Source organism: Agromyces sp. Leaf222 (genome assembly GCF_001421565.1).
In the GTDB taxonomy this organism is placed as follows: Bacteria; Actinomycetota; Actinomycetes; order Actinomycetales; family Microbacteriaceae; genus Agromyces.
In genome coordinates, this window is the sequence record NZ_LMKQ01000003.1 from 62,209 (window position 1) to 80,040 (window position 17,832).

General features: G+C 71.9%; 20 protein-coding genes. 7 read left to right on the forward strand and 13 right to left on the reverse strand.

The window, feature by feature from the left end; all coding sequences use genetic code 11:
- The 12 genes from ASE68_RS17760 to ASE68_RS17815 form a co-directional block, all read right to left on the reverse strand.
- A complete protein-coding gene (locus tag ASE68_RS17760) occupies positions 1 to 564 on the reverse strand; it encodes a hypothetical protein (RefSeq protein ID WP_157421758.1) in 564 nt (187 codons plus the stop codon).
- Positions 561 to 980: a hypothetical protein gene (locus tag ASE68_RS17765; protein ID WP_055862753.1), complete on the reverse strand. Its 420-nt coding sequence runs from the start codon at positions 978 to 980 to the stop codon at positions 561 to 563. Before ASE68_RS17765 ends, ASE68_RS17760 begins: the two co-directional genes overlap by 4 nt.
- 148 nt (positions 981 to 1,128) lie before the next feature.
- On the reverse strand, positions 1,129 to 2,289 hold the full coding sequence (locus ASE68_RS17770) for an alcohol dehydrogenase catalytic domain-containing protein (RefSeq protein ID WP_055862754.1): 1,161 nt from the start codon (positions 2,287 to 2,289) through the stop codon (positions 1,129 to 1,131).
- Between the two features lie 202 nt (positions 2,290 to 2,491).
- Positions 2,492 to 2,749: a hypothetical protein gene (locus tag ASE68_RS17775; RefSeq protein ID WP_055862756.1), complete on the reverse strand. Its 258-nt coding sequence runs from the start codon at positions 2,747 to 2,749 to the stop codon at positions 2,492 to 2,494.
- A 13-nt stretch (positions 2,750 to 2,762) separates the two neighbouring features.
- Positions 2,763 to 3,683 carry an SDR family NAD(P)-dependent oxidoreductase gene (locus ASE68_RS17780; RefSeq protein ID WP_055862758.1) on the reverse strand — a complete coding sequence of 307 codons (921 nt, stop codon included), beginning with the start codon at positions 3,681 to 3,683 and terminating at the stop codon, positions 2,763 to 2,765.
- Entirely contained in the window at positions 3,680 to 4,003 is a 324-nt protein-coding gene (locus tag ASE68_RS17785; protein WP_055862761.1) for a chorismate mutase, read from the reverse strand. Before ASE68_RS17785 ends, ASE68_RS17780 begins: the two co-directional genes overlap by 4 nt.
- Positions 4,004 to 4,012: 9 nt before the next feature.
- Complete coding sequence (locus tag ASE68_RS17790; RefSeq protein WP_055862763.1) at positions 4,013 to 5,338, reverse strand: FtsX-like permease family protein; 1,326 nt, start codon at positions 5,336 to 5,338, stop codon at positions 4,013 to 4,015.
- Positions 5,335 to 6,036 carry an ABC transporter ATP-binding protein gene (locus ASE68_RS17795; protein ID WP_055862765.1) on the reverse strand — a complete coding sequence of 234 codons (702 nt, stop codon included), beginning with the start codon at positions 6,034 to 6,036 and terminating at the stop codon, positions 5,335 to 5,337. The genes ASE68_RS17790 and ASE68_RS17795 overlap by 4 nt, the downstream gene beginning before the upstream one ends.
- Before the next feature lie 156 nt (positions 6,037 to 6,192).
- Positions 6,193 to 7,566 (reverse strand): lytic polysaccharide monooxygenase, encoded by a 1,374-nt coding sequence (locus ASE68_RS17800; RefSeq protein ID WP_082462478.1) that lies wholly within the window; start codon positions 7,564 to 7,566, stop codon positions 6,193 to 6,195.
- Between the two features lie 252 nt (positions 7,567 to 7,818).
- Complete coding sequence (locus ASE68_RS17805) at positions 7,819 to 8,586, reverse strand: hypothetical protein (RefSeq protein ID WP_055862768.1); 768 nt, start codon at positions 8,584 to 8,586, stop codon at positions 7,819 to 7,821.
- Entirely contained in the window at positions 8,583 to 9,491 is a 909-nt protein-coding gene (locus ASE68_RS17810; RefSeq protein WP_055862770.1) for an ABC transporter ATP-binding protein, read from the reverse strand. Before ASE68_RS17810 ends, ASE68_RS17805 begins: the two co-directional genes overlap by 4 nt.
- Positions 9,488 to 9,847, reverse strand: a complete 360-nt coding sequence (locus ASE68_RS17815) for a GntR family transcriptional regulator (RefSeq protein ID WP_055862772.1) — start codon at positions 9,845 to 9,847, stop codon at positions 9,488 to 9,490. Before ASE68_RS17815 ends, ASE68_RS17810 begins: the two co-directional genes overlap by 4 nt.
- Before the next feature lie 215 nt (positions 9,848 to 10,062).
- Here ASE68_RS17815 and ASE68_RS17820 point away from each other — a divergent pair, with 215 nt between their 5' ends.
- On the forward strand, positions 10,063 to 11,367 hold the full coding sequence (locus tag ASE68_RS17820; RefSeq protein WP_055862774.1) for a sodium:proton antiporter: 1,305 nt from the start codon (positions 10,063 to 10,065) through the stop codon (positions 11,365 to 11,367).
- A 31-nt stretch (positions 11,368 to 11,398) separates the two neighbouring features.
- On the opposite strand, the gene ASE68_RS17825 is transcribed toward ASE68_RS17820, so the two are convergent.
- Positions 11,399 to 12,340 (reverse strand): DMT family transporter, encoded by a 942-nt coding sequence (locus ASE68_RS17825; protein ID WP_369800122.1) that lies wholly within the window; start codon positions 12,338 to 12,340, stop codon positions 11,399 to 11,401.
- 273 nt (positions 12,341 to 12,613) lie between these two features.
- Here ASE68_RS17825 and ASE68_RS17830 point away from each other — a divergent pair, with 273 nt between their 5' ends.
- The 6 genes from ASE68_RS17830 to ASE68_RS17855 all read left to right on the forward strand — a co-directional run bounded on the left by ASE68_RS17830 (position 12,614) and on the right by ASE68_RS17855 (position 17,759).
- Positions 12,614 to 13,789: a hypothetical protein gene (locus ASE68_RS17830; RefSeq protein ID WP_055862775.1), complete on the forward strand. Its 1,176-nt coding sequence runs from the start codon at positions 12,614 to 12,616 to the stop codon at positions 13,787 to 13,789.
- A gap of 90 nt (positions 13,790 to 13,879) precedes the next feature.
- Positions 13,880 to 14,788: a carbohydrate kinase family protein gene (locus ASE68_RS17835; protein WP_055862776.1), complete on the forward strand. Its 909-nt coding sequence runs from the start codon at positions 13,880 to 13,882 to the stop codon at positions 14,786 to 14,788.
- 38 nt (positions 14,789 to 14,826) lie between these two features.
- Positions 14,827 to 15,288 carry a MarR family winged helix-turn-helix transcriptional regulator gene (locus tag ASE68_RS17840; RefSeq protein WP_055862778.1) on the forward strand — a complete coding sequence of 154 codons (462 nt, stop codon included), beginning with the start codon at positions 14,827 to 14,829 and terminating at the stop codon, positions 15,286 to 15,288.
- Positions 15,289 to 15,379: 91 nt separating this feature from the next.
- Positions 15,380 to 15,994: an isochorismatase family protein gene (locus ASE68_RS17845; RefSeq protein ID WP_055862780.1), complete on the forward strand. Its 615-nt coding sequence runs from the start codon at positions 15,380 to 15,382 to the stop codon at positions 15,992 to 15,994.
- Positions 15,995 to 16,130: 136 nt separating this feature from the next.
- A complete protein-coding gene (gene lpdA / locus ASE68_RS17850) occupies positions 16,131 to 17,531 on the forward strand; it encodes a dihydrolipoyl dehydrogenase (protein WP_055862782.1) in 1,401 nt (466 codons plus the stop codon).
- Between the two features lie 30 nt (positions 17,532 to 17,561).
- Positions 17,562 to 17,759 (forward strand): hypothetical protein, encoded by a 198-nt coding sequence (locus tag ASE68_RS17855; RefSeq protein ID WP_055862783.1) that lies wholly within the window; start codon positions 17,562 to 17,564, stop codon positions 17,757 to 17,759.
- The last annotated feature ends 73 nt before the right edge of the window (positions 17,760 to 17,832 follow it).

Sequence of the window (17,832 nt, forward strand, 5' to 3'; positions counted from 1 at the left end):
TCAGGCGCGCTCGGGAGGGTGCGCGAGCAGCTCGACGCGCTCGGCGAGGTACCGCGCGAGCGGGGCGAGGGCGTCGGGCGAGGTCGGGTTCCAGCGCACGAGCACCTCGCCGTCGCGCACGATGAGCGGACCCGACGCGCCGTCGCGAGCGAGGGCATCGAAGTCGATCGGGCTCGCGTCGAAGGCGACGGTCTCGCCCTCGGGGATGCCGCCCTTCACCGCGGCCGCGCGGAGCGCGCGCTGGTCGGCGACCGACTCCGCCGTGATGCTCTTGCGCGCCGCGCGTTCGGCCCGCACGACCCGCCCGGTGTCCCAGGCGCCGCCCGCGTCGTCGAGCAGCAGCACGCCGAGCCGCCAGACCCGACCGGTCGGCGTCATGCGCGCGACCCGGGGGATGCCGAGCACGCGTCGCTCGGGCACGAGCACGGCGAGCGTCTCCTGGCGCGCACCGGCAGCGCCGAGTGCGGCGACCGCGTCGGCCACGATCCGGCGCGCCGCCGCGACGGCGGCAACCGCGCCGGCCGATGCCGGAGGTTCGGGCTCGCGCCCCGCGGCATCCGTCATCGCGACCTGCCCACCAGTTCGTGCAGCGCGAGACCGTAGGCCTCAGCGACATCGGGATGCTCGAACCGCACCCGTTCGCCGCCGAGCTCGATCTCGACCTCGAACGCGTCGTCGAGCCGGGTGAGCGACCGGAAGGTGGCCCGCAGCATCTCGCGCAACTGGTCTTCGCGCGGCAGCCAGACCGCGTCGACGAGCGCGACCGAGTCGAGCGCCCACTCGGTGGTGCCGTTGAACGCGAGCACCGTGCCGGTCGGATGCCGGCGCGCCTCGATCGTCATCTCGCTCACCGTGAAGACGTCGGCCTCGACCTCGGCTTCGACGTCGCTCGGCAGGTCGAGTTGGAAGCGATCGCCCGACTCCGGATGCCACACGAGTCCCGCTTCGCGGAGGGCGAGCGCGAGCTCCCTGCTGATCATCTCCCCATCGTGCCCCGAACCGGGCGCCACGTCACGCAGCCGAGCGTCATCGCGCGTCGCCGCGTGCCGCCGTGGTGGACGCTTCCGCCGGGGCCGGGGTTCGGGGCATCCCCCAATGCTCCCTCGAACCCGCCCCGGCGGAAGCGGCTCAGGGGGCGGCCCGTCGCCCGGGGGCGACGCCCACCCGGATGTGCCGGCCCGACGCGGCCTCCTCGAGCGCGTGGTCGAGCCGGGCGAGCGCGTGCGTCGAGCTCACGAGCTCGTCGAGCGGCAGGGTGCGCCACGCTCGCTCGAGGAACGCGACCGCCCGCTCGAGATGTACGGCGTCGTAGTTGTGCACGCCCGTGATCGTCGCGAGACGGCGAACGAGCGACTCGGGATCGATGCAGAGCTCGGTGCCGCTCGTCACGGTGCCGACGAGCACGACCACGCCGCCGATGCCGACCTTCGCGACGGCGGTGCGCACGCCCGCCGCGACTCCGGATGCCTCGATCGCGACGAGCACCTCGCGCGAGTCGGGCCCGCTCGCGGCGGCGAGCACGGCCTCGAGCCGCTCGTCGCCGTCGGCCCGGGCGCGCGGGTCGGCGCTCAGGGCTCCGAGCCGGCGCGCGAACGCCCGCCGCGCGGCATCCGGTTCGGAGACGATCACGGTCGCGCCGGCGTCGAGGGCGAGCGCCGCGCAGGTGAGGCCGATCATGCCGCCGCCGGTGATGAGCACGATGGCGCCGTCGAGGTCCACGCGATCGGATGCCGCGGCGAGCGCCGCGACCGCCGTCGCCGTCGCGCACGAGGCGGGCGCCGCGACGACCGCCGGCACGTCTTCGGCCACGCGAACGATCGCCGTGCCTGCGCGGAGCTGCACGTGCGTGGCGAATCCGCCGGAGAGCTCCCACCCGCGGTGCACGCGCTCGTGGCCGTACTTGGCGAGCGTTCGGCACTTCTGCGTGAGCCCGCGACGGCAGCGGTCGCAGGTGCCGCAGCTGACGGTGACCGACCAGACGACGCGGTCGCCGAGCTCGAGCGGCGACCCGTCACTGCGCACGGCGCCGGCGCCGAGGGCGACGACCCGGCCGACCTGTTCGTGGCCGAGCACGAGCGGCGACCTGACCGGACGATGCCCGAGCACCGTGTGCACGTCGGACCCGCAGATCGTCGTGAGCTCGACCTCGACGAGGGCCTCGCCGTCGCCGAGGTGCACGCCGGGCACGGCGAGCGCCTCCTGCGCACGACCGGGCTCGTTCCAGACCATGGCGACTGGCGAGGGCTTGACGATGACGTCGTGCTCGGTCAGGCGGTCGACGGTGTGCATCGCTGCTGCCCCTCACTCTCGTGCCGATGCGCCCGGGGCGAGCGCGTGCTGTCGTAGGGGTTCTCACCGTATGCAGCCGCCGCCAACGGCGTCGGTCGGCATGGTTACCGGCAGGTGAATGAGCCGCGGCCGCTCGGGTTCGGCGCCGGTTCGGGCCCGGCGGCGGGGTCGGCCTGCTCGGCGTCGGATGCGCCGGCGCGGTTCAGCGGCGGATGCGCCCCGGCCCGAGCGCGGCGCCGAGCCCGACGACGATGACCCCGACCACGAGGAGGCCGTAGCGCGCCGTGAGCACGCCGAACAGCATCAGCACCGCGCCGAGCACGACGACGACGCGCGAGATCGTGCGGCGAACGGACGGACGGCCGAAGACCCGAGCGAACAGCCCGCGCGGCTCCGGCCCAGCGGCCGACCCCGGCTCGCGCCGTGTCGCCGGTTCGCGCCGCCGCTCGACGTCGCTCATGCGCCGACCCCGATCATGCGCCGACGGTGAATTCGCGGCCCGTGGTCTCTTCGGCGAAGGTCCAGAACCTCGCGCCGATCTTCGGATCGGTCGAGACGCGCGTCGGCTTCTGCAGCCGGGGCTCGCCGCGCGTGAGGGTGCGCGGGCCCCAGAACTGCCCGCCCGTGACATCCGGTGCCGTGAGGGCGTGCAGGGGCACCTCGGCGCCACGGTGCTTGCCCTGCGCCCACGCCGACTGCAGCGCGTCGGCGAACCGGTCGCCGCGGGTCGGCTCGTTCACGCCGGGAACGGTGGGCGTGCGGCCGCGCACCGAGTAGCCGGGGTGCACGACGATGCTCGACACGGCCACTCCGGCTGCGCGCAGACGGCGGTCGAGCTCGAACCCGAGCACCTGCGTCGCGATCTTCGACTGGGCGTACGCCCGCCAGGAGTCGTAACCGTGCTCGAGCTGCAGGTCGCTCATGCGGAACGTCGAGAGCCGGGTCGACAGCGACCCGAGCAGCACCACTCGTGCGCCGAGCGTGAGATGCGGCACCAACCGAGCGAGCAGCGTGAAGTGCCCGAGCACGTTGGTCGCGAGCACGAGCTCGTCGCCGTCGATCGAGACCTCGCGGGTGCGGGGCGTGTGCACCATGCCCGCGTTCGCGACGATGCCGTCGAACGGCTCCACCTGAAGGAGCGCGTCGGTGCCGCGCAGCACCGAGCCCTGCGACGAGGTGTCGATGACGATCGCCTCGACGGATGCCGCGGGCCTGGCCTCGCGGATCGCCGACCGCGCGGCATCGAGCCGCTCTGCGCTGCGCCCGGCGAGCACCACGTGGGCGCCCGCGGCCGCGAGTCGTGCCGCGGTGAAGAACCCGACCCCGGCGTTCGCCCCGGTGACGAGATAGCGGCGCCCCGCCTGCGGCGGCAGCGCAAGCGGGTACCAGGTCATTCGGTTCGCGCCCCGCCCGCGATCTCCTCGTGGTGCTGGATCACCTCGGCGACGACGAAGTTGAACCACTTCTCGGCGAAGGCGGGGTCGAGGTGCGCGTCGACGGCGAGGTCGCGCAGCCGGGCGATCTGACGCTGCTCACGGCTCGGGTCGCTCGGCGGGAGTCCGTGCTCGGCCTTCAGCCGCCCGACCTTCTGCGTGAACTTGAACCGCTCGGCCAGCAGGTGGATGAGGGCCGCGTCGATGTTGTCGATGCTCGAGCGGATGCCGAGGAGCTCGGTCATCGCGGCATCACGTTCGTCGGGTCGGCCTTCAGTCATGCTTCGACCCTACCCGGCAGCCACCCGATGCAGAACGGGCTTCGTGGCCGCCAGCCCGAGCCAGACGATGCCGATGCCGGCGGCCAGCACGACCGCGATCACGGCGAGCGACAGCGGCGCGACGATGAGCGTGATGCCCGTGAGCGGCAGCATCACGATCGCCGCGATCACGGCCGATCCGACCGCGGTGACGCGCAGCGGCGACATGACGGCTCGACGCCGTGCGGCCTCCATGGTGGCGACCGGCATGCCGAGCATCTCGAGGCTTCGGTACAGGTCGGCACGGTCGAGGATCGCCGCCGCCTGGCCGACGCCCACCGAGCACGCGACCATCAGAAACGAGCCGACGACGGTGATCAGGATGCCGGTGCGCACGTCGGTGAGCAGCATCGCCGATTCGGGATCGGCGTTGCCCCCGTCGGCGGCGGCCGCACCGAGCAGGCCGACGCCGACCCCCGCGAAGACGGCCATGAAGCTCGTCATCGCGACGCCGCCGACCTGCCGCCAGGCCGCCTTCGGCGACTCGAGCACCGAACGCGCGGCGAGGAGCCGCGCGGGGGTCTTCGCCCGCCGCGCCTGACCGCTCGCGAGCAGGCGGATCACCCACGGGCCGATGAGGTTCAGCACCGCGAGCGTGCCGCCGAAGGCGACCGCGAGCATCGTGATGAGCACGAGCGCGACCTGCGCGACCCCGATCACGCTCATGAGCCCGTAGGCGAGCGCGATGACGCCGATGCCGACGACCACGCGCACCCAGTGCAGTCGCGGAGCCTCCTGCCGGGTGCGCACGCCGAGCGGCGAGATGACCACCTGGCGGAGTCCGACCACGGCGCTCACCGCGGCGAGCGCGGCCACCGCGAGCGGGGTCGCGACGAGCACCCACCACGGCAGCAGCACGCCGGCAGCGCCGAGCGGCTCGCCGCGGAACGGGATGAGCCCGATCAGCGGCACCGCCGCGAGGTACGCGAGCGCCCCGAGCACCGCCCCGGCCAGGGCGAACGCCGCCGCCTCGACGACCGCCAGCGTGCGCACGACGCCCGGCGTCGCGCCCAGCAGCCGCAGTGTCGCCAACCGGTCGTCGCGTCGCCTCGCCGACAGCCGTGCGGCCGCCCCGCCGAGCGAGACGAGCGGCACCACGAGCAGCACGAGCGCGATGACCGCGAGCAATTGGTAGACCATCGACGTGTCGTCGGTCCACGTGAAGAACGTCTGCGCGCCGCCCGCGACCGTGAGCAGCAGCGCGGTGACCACGGCGAACGCGACCACGGGGAGCACGGATGCCGCGGCGCCCGCGGATCCCGGCCGTGCGAGCAGCCACGCGACCCTGGCGATCATGCGCTCACCCCCGGCACGCGCTCGCCCACGATGCGGCCGTCGCGCATCTCGACGACGCGGGAGCACTGCGCCGCGACATCCGGATCATGCGTGACGACCACGAGCGTGCGCCCCTGGCCGGTCGTCGAATGCAGCAGCGCGCCCATCACGTCGGCGCTCGTCTGCGAGTCGAGGGCTCCGGTCGGCTCGTCGGCGAAGACCACGGTCGCGCCCGTCACCTGCGCACGGGCGATCGCCACACGCTGCGCCTGCCCGCCCGAGAGCTGGCCGATGCGGCGCTCCTCGAGCCCGGCGAGGCCGAGGGAGGCCAGCCATCCGCGCGCGTGCTGCTCGGCGGTCGCGCGCGGCATCCCGTTCAGCATGAGTGCGAGGGCGACGTTCTCGACCGCGGTGAGCTCCGGGATGAGGAGCCCCTGCTGGAAGACGAACCCGAACGCCTCCCGGCGCAGCCGCGAACGCTCGCCCTCGCCGAGTTCGGTGACCGCCACCAGGCCGATGCCGGAACGGAAGCCGACCGTTCCGGAGTCGGGGCGGGTGATGCCCGCCAGGCAGTGCAGCAGGGTCGTCTTGCCCGACCCCGACGCACCCATGATGGCGAGCGACTCACCGGTGCGCACCTGGAGGTCCACACCCGCCAGCGCCTGCGCGGTGCCGAAGGACTTGCTGAGGCCTGCTGCCTCGATCACATACGAACTCATGCCTCCAGCCTCGCCGGGCGGGGGGCGTCGCACGTCGGGCTGCAGGCGTATTCGGCGGCCCGCGGCGTCCGCCTGCAGATGTACACGAGACGATGCGGCGCGGCATCCGATGGTCGACGGATGCCGCGCCGCGGCGTCGGAGGAACGGGCCCCCGGTCAGCCCACGGGCGTCCAGAGCGAGCGTGCGGTGATCCAGCTCGGGTCGCCGACGCCCTGGTGCGTCTGCACGGCCTCGTAGACCGCGCCGCCGTGGCTCACGCGGTCGCCCTTCGTGTACGCGCCGCTGGGGTTCCACGCGGGGGCGGTGCCCCCCGACCCGGCGACGGTCGTGACCTGGAACACCGTGCTGAACGCCGACACGTTGCCCGCGGCATCCACCGCGGCGACGCGGTACCGGTAGGCCGTCGCCGCAGTCAGGCCCGAATCGACGAGGCTCGTGCCCGCGCCCTGCCCGACCTGCGCGAACGCGCCCGTCGGCGTCGCACGCTCCACGCGGTAGGCGGCCACCCCGCGGTCATCGGTCGACGCCGTCCACATGAGGTCGACGCTCGTGGCCGTGGTCGCCATGCTGTGCACGCCCGTCGGTGCGGTCGGCGCCTGCGTGTCGGGCTGCGAGCCGCTGCCCGTGGTCACGCTGAACACCGCGCTGTACGCCGAGACGTTGCCCGCCGCGTCGACGGCGGCGACCCGGTAGCGGTACGCCGTCGAGGCCGAGAGACCCGTGTCGAGGTGACTCGCGCCCGTCGCCTGCGCGACCTGGGCGAACGCGCCGGTCGCGGTCGCACGCTCGACGCGGTACCCGCTGACGCCGCGATCGTCGGTCGACGCGGTCCAGGCGAGTCCGACGCTCGACGAGCCGGTCGCCGTGCTGCGCACCGACGTCGGCGCGGTCGGCGCCTGCGTGTCGGCGGACCCGGGCGAACCCGAGATGTTCACGTCGACCACGTTGTAGAACGCGTTCGTCGTGTCCCACACCTCCCAGACCGCGAGGATCACGTGGTAGCCCGAGTGGTCGCTCGGGATCGTGATCGTGTGCACCGGGTACGTGTTCGCCGCCGAGTGGTCGTGGGCGACGACCTGCAGCAGCTCGAACGACGAGCGCTTCAGCGGCTCGTTCGGGTTCCAGCCGTTCTTCGTGATGTAGTACCGCCACTGGTCGGTGTTGTGCGGCGCGGTGTACGTCCACCCGAACCGGTGCGGGCCCGGCGTGATCTCGTTCTTCGCCCACCTCGTCGCGGTCTGCGCGTCGAGCTCCGAGAACTGGGCGATGCCGGCCGAGGCGATCCTGCCGTCGGCCGGCCCCGTCTCGGGGAACCCGCCGGGCGCCTCGAGGCTCTGCGGCTCGTAGGCCACCGCGCCCAGTCCGGTGTTGCCCGGCATCACCTGCCGGGCGGTCAGCTCCGAACCCGAGCCGCCGATCCATCCGTGCGCGAACGCCGGCGCGGCGACGCCGAGCATCGCCAGGGCGGTCGCCGTGGCGAGCACGACGAGCGCCTTCGGCCTCCGTCGTCGAGAAGTGGTGGTGTGCATCGCTCATCCTCTCCGCGGCGCACGGCGCCGCCTCTGCGCGGCTGAGCACGGTCGCCCTGCCCGGCACCCCCGGACGCTACGCGGGGCGTTCGGCCGCGGCATCCGCAATTCCACCTACGCACCGCCCGCGACGCAGGTGCCGTCGACGACGATCGCCGGCACGCCCCCGTCTCCGCACACGAGTGCGGCGCGGCATCCGACCCCCACCGGATGCCGCGCCGCGGCCTCTGCTCGCCCCTCGCGGGCCCCCGATCAGCGGGGCGTTGCCCGCCGGATCACGAGGTAGCCGCCGATCGCGCAGACCACCGCGAGCCCGAGCACGATGGTGAAGCCGCCGATGAGGCCGATGGAGGCGAACCACTCGAACAGGGCCATCCAGCTGTTGCTGAACGTCATCGTCGCGATGAAGGCGAGGAACACGGCGATCGCGCCGAAGGCGACGAACAGCATGCCCCGCATGCGCCATCGCATGTACACCGTCGTCACGCTCGCGCCGATGAACAGCACCAGCAGCTGCATCGCCAGCGTCGTGTAGAAGTCGGTGAGCCACCCCTGCTGCCCGTACCAGAGCGAGTCGAACATGGCGATGCCGATGCCCCAGCCGTCGGTCGCCTTCTCGATCTGCACGAGGGTCGCGATGGCGACGGCGTTCAGGAACGAGACGATGGCGAACATGGCGCTCGTGCCGAGCCAGAAGTCGCGCCGGGTGGTGCCGAAGCCGAGCGCGAACGAGAAGGTCATGCCGATCGCCTGCACGCCGACGACGACGAGGTACCACTGCGGCGAGAGCACGGCCCAGCTGTAGCGCATGCCCTCGGCCATGTCCTCAGCGGGCCCGCCCGCACCCGTGATGATGAGGCCGACGATCATCATGATCGCCCAGGCGGAGCCGAGGATGATCCACGGGATGCCGAAGAACACGGATGGATTGACGCAGTGCAGGCGCACGATGCGCCAGATCTCGTGGGCCCTCGACCGGGCTTCGGTGCGCACGATCGACTGATCGATGACGGCGCTCATGCTGCGACCTCCTCGTCGGTGGAATCGGCACGCAGGTCGGTGCCGGTCAGGTGGATGATGAGCTGCTGGAGCGAGACCGGCGCGAGCTCGAGTCCGAGCTCGGCGGCGCGCACGCGGTCGGCCTGGTCGAGCCGGCCGTCGATGGTGGCCGACGCCAGCCCCCCGAGGCCCTCGCGGCCGATGACCGGCCGGTCGGCGATGAACGACTCGACCACGGACCGCGGACCGGCGACGGTCGTCGCCGACCCCCGCAACTCGTCGGCGTCGCGGTCGAACAGGATGCGACCCTGGTCGATGAGGATCACATGCTCGAGCAGGTTCGCGACCTCGTCGATCAGGTGGGTCGAGAGCACGATCGTGCGCGGGTGCTCGGTGTAGTCCTCGAGGAGCCGGTCGTAGAAGATGTGCCGCGCGACCGCGTCGAGACCGAGGTACGGCTCGTCGAAGAAGGTCATCGGTGCCCGGCTCGCGAGTCCGACGATGACGCCGACGGCGCTCAGCTGTCCGCGCGAGAGCTTCTTGATGGGGCGGTTCAGCGGCAGGCGGAAGTCCTTGATGAGCTGCTCGGCGAACTCGGCATCCCAGTTCTCGAAGAACCACGGCGCCGCCTTGAACACGTGTACGGCCTTGAAGCTGTCGGGGTAGCGCTGCGACTCGGCGATGAAGCACATGCGGCGCAGCACGTCGGCATGCTCGGCCGGCGCTCGTCCGAAGACGTCGAGCGAGCCGGCATCCGGGAAGAGCTGGCCGGTGAGCAACTGCATGATGGTCGTCTTGCCTGCGCCGTTGCGACCGAGGAGGCCGTAGATGCGGTTCTCCTCGAGCGTGAGGTCGACGGCGTCGACGGCGGTGAACGACCCGTAGCGCTTCGTGAGCCCCTTCGCGCTGACGACGGTGGCGGTCATGATTCGATCCTTTCCGCGCGGATGAGCGCAGCGAGCTGGTCGATGTCGAGCCCGAGCTTCTCGGCTTCGACGATGAGCGGTCTGATGTAGGCGGTGGCGAACTCGTCTCGCCGCCGTTCGACGAGGCGCGCCCTCGCGCCGGTGGTGACGAACATGCCGATGCCCCTTCGTTTCTCGACGATCCCGTCGTCGACGAGTCGGTTGACGCCGCGGAGCGCGGTCGCCGGATTGATGCGGTGGAAGGTCGCGAACTCGTTGATCGACGGGATCTGCGCGCCTTCGGCGAGCGTGCCGTCGATGATGTCGTTCTCGACCTGCTCCGTGATCTGGATGAAGATCGGTCGCGATTCGTCCATGCCGCCTCGCCCTGCTTGGTTCGTTGGTTAGTTACTTCACTGACTAACCAACCATGTGCATGAGGATCTGTCAACCCCTCGCGCACATCCGCGCACCGCGATCCCGGCATCGGGGCTGTCGCCGTGCGCATCGGGGCTGTCGCCGCGCGCGTCTCGGCCCTAGGTTTGAGGGCATCGAGCACTCGACGGCGTCCGGGGGCTGAGAGGGGATCCGCATGGCGGCAGCGGCAGCGACGGTCCTCGTGCTCATCATCGTGTGGAGCGCCTTCTCACGTCCGCTCGATCGGCGCGGCATCACGTCGGCGCTGTTCCTCGCGGCGGCCGGGCTGGCGGTCACGCTCGTCGTGCCCGGCGCGGTCGACATCTCGATGGAGACCATCGTCGCGGAGCGCGTCGCCGAGGTCGCCCTCGTGCTACTCCTGTTCAGCGACGCCACGCGACTGGACCTTCGCGCGCTGCGCCATCAGATGGCCTGGCCCGGCCGGCTCCTGCTGATCGGCCTCCCGCTGACGATGCTCCTCGGCATCGGCGTCGGCGTGCTCGTGTTCCCCGACATGGCCATCGCGTCGGTGGTGCTGCTGGCGACGATGCTCGCCTCGACGGATGCCGCGCTCGGCCAGAAGGTCGTCTCGGACGAGAAGGTCCCCGGCCGGGTCCGCCAGGCCCTCGACGTCGAGAGCGGCCTGAACGACGGCCTGGCCGTGCCGTTCTTCCTCGTCGCGCTGTCGATCGCCAACGCCGAGCTCGAGACGGGCATCACCAGCGCGGTCGTCAGCAGCATGGCCGCGCAGATCGGCTGGGGCCTCGTCGGCGGCGCGACGGCCGGGATCCTCGGCGGGCTGCTGTTCCGGATGGGCGATCGTCGCCAATGGGTCGGGCGGGAGTGGCGCCAGATCCTCCCCCTGGCGGCGGCACTGCTGTCATTCGTGATCGCGGACGGCCTCGGCGGCAGCGGGTTCATCGCGGCGTTCGTCGGCGGTGTCGTGTTCGGGCGTCTCGCCGGCCCGGTCAGGTCGACCGTGAGCATCTTCGCCGAGCAGGCGGGCGAGGTGTTCGCCGCCATCACCTGGATCGGCTTCGGCGCCCTGGCCCTGACGCGCGCGATCCCCCACATCACCTGGCAGGTCCTGCTCTACGCCGCCCTCAGCCTCACGATCGTGCGCATGGTTCCCGTGGCGATCGCCCTCGCGGGACGCGGCGCGCGGTTCCCGACCATCGCGTTCATCGGCTGGTTCGGACCACGCGGACTGGCGTCGCTCGTCTTCGTCCTGCTCGCGGTCGAGGAGGGCGTCCCAGAGGGCGAGGTCGTGCTCTCCACCGTGGTCGTCACCGTGGCGCTCAGCGTGCTGCTGCACGGCCTGAGCTCCGTGCCGCTCGTCGACGCCTACCACCGCTGGTACACGGCGCACACCGCCGGTCACCCGGCCGCGGGCGAGGCCAGGCCCACCACGATGCCCCGGCGCCGGCGTCAGCTCTCCGGCCCGACCTGGCCGGCCCCCGGATCCCGCAAGCCGGAGTGACGGACGCCGAGCGGATGCCTCGGGGCCGACGTCACGCCCGGATGCGCCGCCGCGGCATCCGGAGCCGACCCTGCGCGAGCAGGATGCCGAGCAGCACGAGCAGCGCACCGATCGGCTCATGCCACGAGAAGCGCTCCCCGAGCAGGATGAAGCCGAGCGCGACGCCGACGAGCGGCGTCACGTAGGTGACCGTCGAGGTGGCCGTCGGACCCCAGGCGCGCAGCACGTTGATGTTCCAGATGTAGGCGAGGCCCGTGCCGAGCACGCCGAGCGCGAGCAGCGATCCGACGATCAGCCAGCCGTCGTCGGAGAAGTCGAGGTCGACGGGATGCAGCGCGAGCCACGGCGTGAGCGCGAGCATCACGAGCGCCGAGACGCCGATCGAGAGGAACGCGAACGTCGCGGGCGCGATCGGACGCTGGCTGAGGAACTTGCGCTGGTACCCGAACGTGAAGCCGTAGCAGAGGGTGGCCACGAGGCAGGCGAGCTGCCCGGCGAGCGACCCGGTGAGCGCCGAGTACTGCCATGGGCCGATCACCACGATGACGCCGAGGATGCCGACGGCGACGCCCGCCCACTTGCCGAGCCCGAGCTTCTCGACCCGGAACACGAGCGTGGCCATGAGGGCCGTCATGATCGGCGTCGTCGCGTTGTAGATCGACGCGAGGCTCGACGAGACGTACTGCTCGGCCCATGCGAAGCACAGGTACGGGATCACGCACGTCGTGAGCGACACCACGAGGAAGTGCACCCAGACGATGCCCTCGCGGGGCAGCAGCGGCCCCGGCGTGCCGTCGGGGGCGGTGACCCTCGGGCGCATGACGAGCACGATCACGCCGAGCGCGAGCCCGCCGAGCACCGTGCGCGACCACGCGACCTGCCCGAACGAGACGCCCTCGAGCGCGACCTTCATGAAGAGGAAGCTCGATCCCCACACGAGGCCCATCGCGATGAACTGCAGCAGCGTCGACACGCTCCGACCCTGACGAGGGGCGGATGCCGCGGGGCCGGCGGGTGCGGTGACGGGGGCGGCCGCTGGGCGGGCTGCGGGGGTGGGGCTCGAACTCACCTTGCGAGGCTACGCCCGTGCGCGATGCGCTCCGAGCCGTCGGCGGCTCGATGTCCGGAATCCGCCGAAGGTCGGCAGTCGCGCGCGAGCTCTGGCGCCGCGCCCACGGAGCTTGGTACGTTCACGGTGCCCCCGAACCCTCATTCCAACCCGAATCAGGATGCATCGGAGACGAAGATGACCTCGAACCGCTCGGCAACGACGACGGCGTTCCGGAGAGCCGACCAGCTGTATCGCGCCGCGGGGGTGAACGGGGCGAACTTCTGGTTCCTCGGCAACGCGCTGCATGCCGGACTGCGCGCCCTCATCGCGACCGGCGGTCGCGACGCGACGAGCCTGCTGCCGTACGGGCTCGAGGCCTTCCGGGCCGTCGCCGGAACCGACGCCGGCGGCATCTGGCGCGACGACTACGGCTGGTGGGGCGGCGCCTTCTGCACCGCGATCCGGAACCGGGCCGCGCTCGGGTACGGCGACCCGGCGCACGATGCGCTCTTCGACGCCCTGCTCGCCGAGTCCGTGCGGTGCTGGAAGAAGCTCGAGGGCAACTGGAGCGACACGGCGTACTCCGCCGAGATCGACCACGCCGCCCACGATGCCGACGTGGTGGGCGGCGCGTTCAACGTGGCGCCTGACGGCTCGGACTCACCCCAGCTCGCCGGGCGGAACTCCGTCACCAACGCGGGCTTCTGGCTCCTCTCGCTCGAGCTCGAGGCCATCACGAAGGATCGATCGTTCGGATCGCGGGCTCTGGCGCTCTCGTCGTGGGTCGGCGCCTGGGAGGCCAGAGGGCGGGCGGGGCAGCCCGGGTTGCGCGACGACCGTGGCCTGGTCTTCGAGCGGCCGACCGGCAATGCGGTCTTCCCGGCGTGGGCCTGGTCGGGCGATCAGGGGGCCGTGGCGATCGACAGCCTTCGACAGCTCGAGAAGCAGATGGGGCCGCCGTACACGGACTCCCTCGCGGCGCATCTCGTCATCGCGGCGCGCGACGGCCTGAGCGTCGAGGGCATCCTCACCGAGGATCTCGCCTTCCGCAGCGAGTTCGACCAGTTCACGGTCGACTACTCCACCGGCAAGGGCATCTGCCTGCGGTACCTCTCGGATGTCTGCGCCACCCTCGGCCCGGAATGGACGGCTCGCGAGTTCGGCACGTTCATCACCGCGAACGCCTCCTCCGTGTGGGCTCGGCGCGATCCGGCGACGGGAGACCTGCCGTTCGCATGGGGTGCGGTGCAGCCGCGCGAGCCGATCACGGGCCACGAGGACATCCAGCCGCTCGTCTTCCACGTGTCGGCCCTGGACGCGCTCAGCGCCGCGTCCCGCTTCTGGCCGGATGCCCCGATCGACGGAGCGTGAGCGGCGAACCGACCGGCTGAGCGGTTCCCCGGCGACCTTCGACTGCAAACGCTTTCACACGAGGCCGTCGGGAGCCATAGGCTGGCCCGCATGACCGCTCCCATCGTGATCTCCGGCGCCGCATCGTGGAACCGCATCGTGCTGCTCGATCGCCTGCCGGAGCCGGTGCCGCACATGCAGTTCGCGCTCGGCGACCATGAGACGGTCGGCGGCACGTCCGCGGGCAAGGCGCTCGGACTCGTCGGGCTCGGGCACGCGGTGCGCCTGCACACCCTCATCGGCGCGGATGCCGACGGCGAGCGCGTGCGGCGGCTGCTCGCGGCATCCGGCATCGAGGTCGACGACCTGCCCGCCGACGCGACCGAGCGGCACCTCAACCTGATGACCCCCGCCGGCGAGCGCGTGTCGCTCTACCTCTCGACGCCCGCCGACCCGGGCACGCCCGCGTCGCCCGACCTCGTTCGGGCGATGACGGATGCCGCGGCGATCGTGCTCGACCTCTCGGAGCGTTCGCGCGGGCTCATCGCCACGGCCCGCGCGACCGGGCGGCCGATCTGGACCGACATCCACGACTACGACGGCACCGCGGAGTTCCACCGCCCCTTCATCGAGTCCGCGGACTGGATCTTCATGAACGCCGACCGCATCGGCGACGACCCGCTGCCGTTCATGCGCGAGTGCGTGCGGGGCGGGGCATCCGTCGTCGTCTGCACGCTCGGGGCACGGGGCGCGGTGGCCGTCGATGCCACCCTCGCCGAGCACCGCATCGCCGCCGTGCCGGTCGAGGTGATCGACACGAACGGGGCGGGCGACGCGTTCATGTCGGGCGTGCTCGACGCGCACCTGGCGGGGGCCTCGCTCGCGGCCGCCCTCGAGGCGGGCGCCATGCACGCGTCGACCGTGCTCACGACGCGGCACCTGCACCCGTCGCTCGATGCGCTGCTCGGGAACTCGCCGGTCGAGGAGCGCGGCGCACTCGATCGACAGATAGACAGTTGAACTGTGCAGTTTGACTGTCTAACTGCTACGGTGGGCGCATGCCCGACGCCGTCGATCCCGACCTCGACCTCGACCTCGACCTCGAGGCCGTCGCCGACGCCCTGCGCGTGGCGATCTCGCGCCTCGCGCGCAAGGTGCGCACCGAAGGCGGCATGCAGGAGTTCACGCCCAGCCAGACGGCGGTCGTCCGCATGCTCAGCGAGATCGACGGCGGAGCGACGATCGCCGAGCTCGCCAGGCTCGAGAACGTTCGCCCCCAGTCGATGAGCGCGACCGTCGGCGAACTCGCCGACGCCGGCATCGTCGACCGCAGGCCGGACCCCACCGACGGCCGGGCCAGGCTCGTGTTCCTCACCGACTCGGCGCAGTCCGCGATCCGGCGCGCTCGTGCCAACAAGACCGGCTGGTTCGCGAGCGCCATGCGCGACCGCCTCTCCCCCGCCGAGCAGCGCACGCTCGCCGACGCGGCCCGGCTGTTCGATCGCCTGCTCGCCCCCTGACCTCACCCGCCCCCGCCCGGCCCCCGGCCTGCTCGACCCGAACCCCCGCCTGCTCGACCCGAGCCGGCCCGCCACTCGCGAAGGAATCCCCATGACCCTCAGCACCATCGACCCCACCGTCGCCCTCGTCGTCATCGACCTGCAGCACCTCATCGTCGCGCGCTACGCCGAGCACGGCTCCGCGGCAGCCGTCGCGAAGGCCGCCGAGCTCGCCGACGCGTTCCGCGAGCGCGGGCTGCCCGTCGCGCTCGTGCGCGCCGTCGGCCAGGCACCCGGCCGCACGGAGCAGGGGGCTGCACGTGCCGCTGCGGCGGCCGCGGCGGCATCCGCGTCCGGCACCGGCGCCGCCCCAGCCACCGCCCTGCCGCCCGAGGCGATGGACATCGTGCCCGAACTCGAGGGCACCGGCATCCGCATCACGAAGCGCACCTGGGGCGCGTTCCACGAGACCGACCTGCACGAGCAGCTGCAGCGGGCGGGCGTCACGCAGATCGTGCTCGCCGGCATCGCCACCGCGAAGGGCGTCGAGTCGACCGCGCGTGCCGCGCACGAGCACGGCTACCACGTGACGTTCGCGACCGACGCGATGACCGACGACGACCTCGCCGCGCACGGGCACAGCATCGACGTCGTCTTCCCCGGCCTCGGCGAGACCGGCACGACCGCCGAGGTCATCGCCCTGCTGCCGGCGGCACCGACCGAGTAGCGTCTCCGAACCCGCGCCGTTGGCCGGGTGCCGAAGGCGGCCCGGCGGCCGCCCGCCGGCGGCCCGACGGCGAGACGCCCGACGTCGTTGCCGCACGCCGGCCACACGCAGGCCGTGAGTGCCTAGGCTGGATCCCATGAGCACGCACTTCGATGTCATCGTTCTCGGCGCCGGCCCCGGCGGCTACGTCGCCGCCATCCGCGCCGCCCAGCTCGGCCTCAAGGTCGCCGTGGTCGAGGAGAAGTACTGGGGCGGCGTCTGCCTCAACGTCGGCTGCATCCCCTCGAAGGCCCTGCTGCGCAACGCCGAGCTCGCGCACATCTTCCACGACCAGGCGAAGACCTTCGGCATCTCGGGCGACGCGCACTTCGACTTCGGCGTCGCGTTCGACCGCAGCCGCCAGGTCTCCGACAAGCACGTCAAGGGCGTGCACTTCCTCATGAAGAAGAACGGCATCGTCGAGTTCGACGGGCGCGGCACGTTCCGCGACGCGAACACGCTCGACGTCGCGAAGGGCGATGGCACGGTCGAGACCCTGACCTTCGCGAACGCGATCATCGCGACCGGCTCCCGCGTGCGCCTGCTGCCCGGCGTGCAGCTGTCGCAGAACGTCGTCACCTACGAGACGCAGATCCTCACGCGCGACCTGCCGCGCTCGATCGCCATCGTCGGCGCCGGCGCGATCGGCATGGAATTCGCCTACGTGCTGCGCAACTACGGTGTCGAGGTCACGGTCATCGAGTTCCTCGACCGGGCGCTCCCGAATGAAGACGTCGAGGTCTCGAAGGAGATCACCCGCCAGTACCGCAACCTCGGCGTGCCGATCCTCACCTCGACGAAGGTGGAGTCGGTCGTCGACAACGGGGCATCCGTCACCGTCTCGTACACCGCCGCCGACGGCCAGCCGGGCTCGCTCGAGGTCGACCGCGCGCTCATCTCGGTGGGCTTCGCGCCGAACGTCGAGAACTTCGGGCTCGAGAACACGGGCGTGACGCTCACCGAGCGCGGGGCCATCGCGATCGACGAGCGCATGCGCACGAACGTGGCGCACATCTACGCCATCGGCGACGTGACTGCGAAGCTCATGCTGGCGCACGTGGCCGAGGCGCAGGGCGTCGTGGCCGCCGAGACCATCGGCGACGCCGAGACCATGGAACTCGGCGACTACCGCATGATGCCGCGTGCCACGTTCTGCTCGCCGCAGGTCGCGAGCTTCGGCCTCACCGAGCAGCAGGCGCGCGACGAGGGCTACGACGTGGTCGTGTCGAAGTTCCCGTTCAGCGCGAACGGCAAGGCCAACGGCCTCGGCGAGCCCGTGGGGTTCGTCAAGCTCGTCGCCGACGCGAAGTACCTCGAGCTCCTCGGCGGCCACATGGTCGGTCCGGATGTCTCGGAACTGCTGCCCGAGCTCACGCTCGCCCAGAAGTGGGACCTCGGCGCGCACGAGCTCGCCCGCAACGTGCACACGCACCCGACGCTCTCGGAGGCGCTGCAGGAGGCGTTCCACGGCCTCACGGGCCACATGATCAACATGTAGAGGCAGGAGCCTCGGAGAAGGGCGGATCCCATGAACTTCGTGCTCATCGTCATCGGCGCGCTGCTGACCGTGTCGGGCGTGGTCTGGACGCTGCAGGGCGTCGGCATCCTGCCCGGCTCGGCCATGAGCGGCGTGACGCTGTGGGCCATCGTGGGGCCGATCGTCGCGGTCGTCGGCGTCGCGCTGCTCAGCTGGGGCATCGTGCGCAAGCGGCGCGCGCGGCCCTAGCGGCGCGACGACGGGGCGGATGCCGCGACCGACCGGTCGTGACATCCGCCCCGCTTCGTTCATTCGGCGCGGC

Bases quoted from the DNA above. Each gene is read 5' to 3' on its own strand.
- ASE68_RS17760 (WP_157421758.1), bottom strand. From the start codon at position 564: ATGACGGATGCCGCGGGGCGCGAGCCCGAACCTCCGGCATCGGCCGGC.
- ASE68_RS17765 (WP_055862753.1), bottom strand. From the start codon at position 980: ATGATCAGCAGGGAGCTCGCGCTCGCCCTCCGCGAAGCGGGACTCGTG.
- ASE68_RS17770 (WP_055862754.1), bottom strand. From the start codon at position 2,289: ATGCACACCGTCGACCGCCTGACCGAGCACGACGTCATCGTCAAGCCC.
- ASE68_RS17775 (WP_055862756.1), bottom strand. From the start codon at position 2,749: ATGAGCGACGTCGAGCGGCGGCGCGAACCGGCGACACGGCGCGAGCCG.
- ASE68_RS17780 (WP_055862758.1), bottom strand. From the start codon at position 3,683: ATGACCTGGTACCCGCTTGCGCTGCCGCCGCAGGCGGGGCGCCGCTAT.
- ASE68_RS17785 (WP_055862761.1), bottom strand. From the start codon at position 4,003: ATGACTGAAGGCCGACCCGACGAACGTGATGCCGCGATGACCGAGCTC.
- ASE68_RS17790 (WP_055862763.1), bottom strand. From the start codon at position 5,338: ATGATCGCCAGGGTCGCGTGGCTGCTCGCACGGCCGGGATCCGCGGGC.
- ASE68_RS17795 (WP_055862765.1), bottom strand. From the start codon at position 6,036: ATGAGTTCGTATGTGATCGAGGCAGCAGGCCTCAGCAAGTCCTTCGGC.
- ASE68_RS17800 (WP_082462478.1), bottom strand. From the start codon at position 7,566: ATGCACACCACCACTTCTCGACGACGGAGGCCGAAGGCGCTCGTCGTG.
- ASE68_RS17805 (WP_055862768.1), bottom strand. From the start codon at position 8,586: ATGAGCGCCGTCATCGATCAGTCGATCGTGCGCACCGAAGCCCGGTCG.
- ASE68_RS17810 (WP_055862770.1), bottom strand. From the start codon at position 9,491: ATGACCGCCACCGTCGTCAGCGCGAAGGGGCTCACGAAGCGCTACGGG.
- ASE68_RS17815 (WP_055862772.1), bottom strand. From the start codon at position 9,847: ATGGACGAATCGCGACCGATCTTCATCCAGATCACGGAGCAGGTCGAG.
- ASE68_RS17820 (WP_055862774.1), top strand. From the start codon at position 10,063: ATGGCGGCAGCGGCAGCGACGGTCCTCGTGCTCATCATCGTGTGGAGC.
- ASE68_RS17830 (WP_055862775.1), top strand. From the start codon at position 12,614: ATGACCTCGAACCGCTCGGCAACGACGACGGCGTTCCGGAGAGCCGAC.
- ASE68_RS17835 (WP_055862776.1), top strand. From the start codon at position 13,880: ATGACCGCTCCCATCGTGATCTCCGGCGCCGCATCGTGGAACCGCATC.
- ASE68_RS17840 (WP_055862778.1), top strand. From the start codon at position 14,827: ATGCCCGACGCCGTCGATCCCGACCTCGACCTCGACCTCGACCTCGAG.
- ASE68_RS17845 (WP_055862780.1), top strand. From the start codon at position 15,380: ATGACCCTCAGCACCATCGACCCCACCGTCGCCCTCGTCGTCATCGAC.
- lpdA (WP_055862782.1), top strand. From the start codon at position 16,131: ATGAGCACGCACTTCGATGTCATCGTTCTCGGCGCCGGCCCCGGCGGC.
- ASE68_RS17855 (WP_055862783.1), top strand. From the start codon at position 17,562: ATGAACTTCGTGCTCATCGTCATCGGCGCGCTGCTGACCGTGTCGGGC.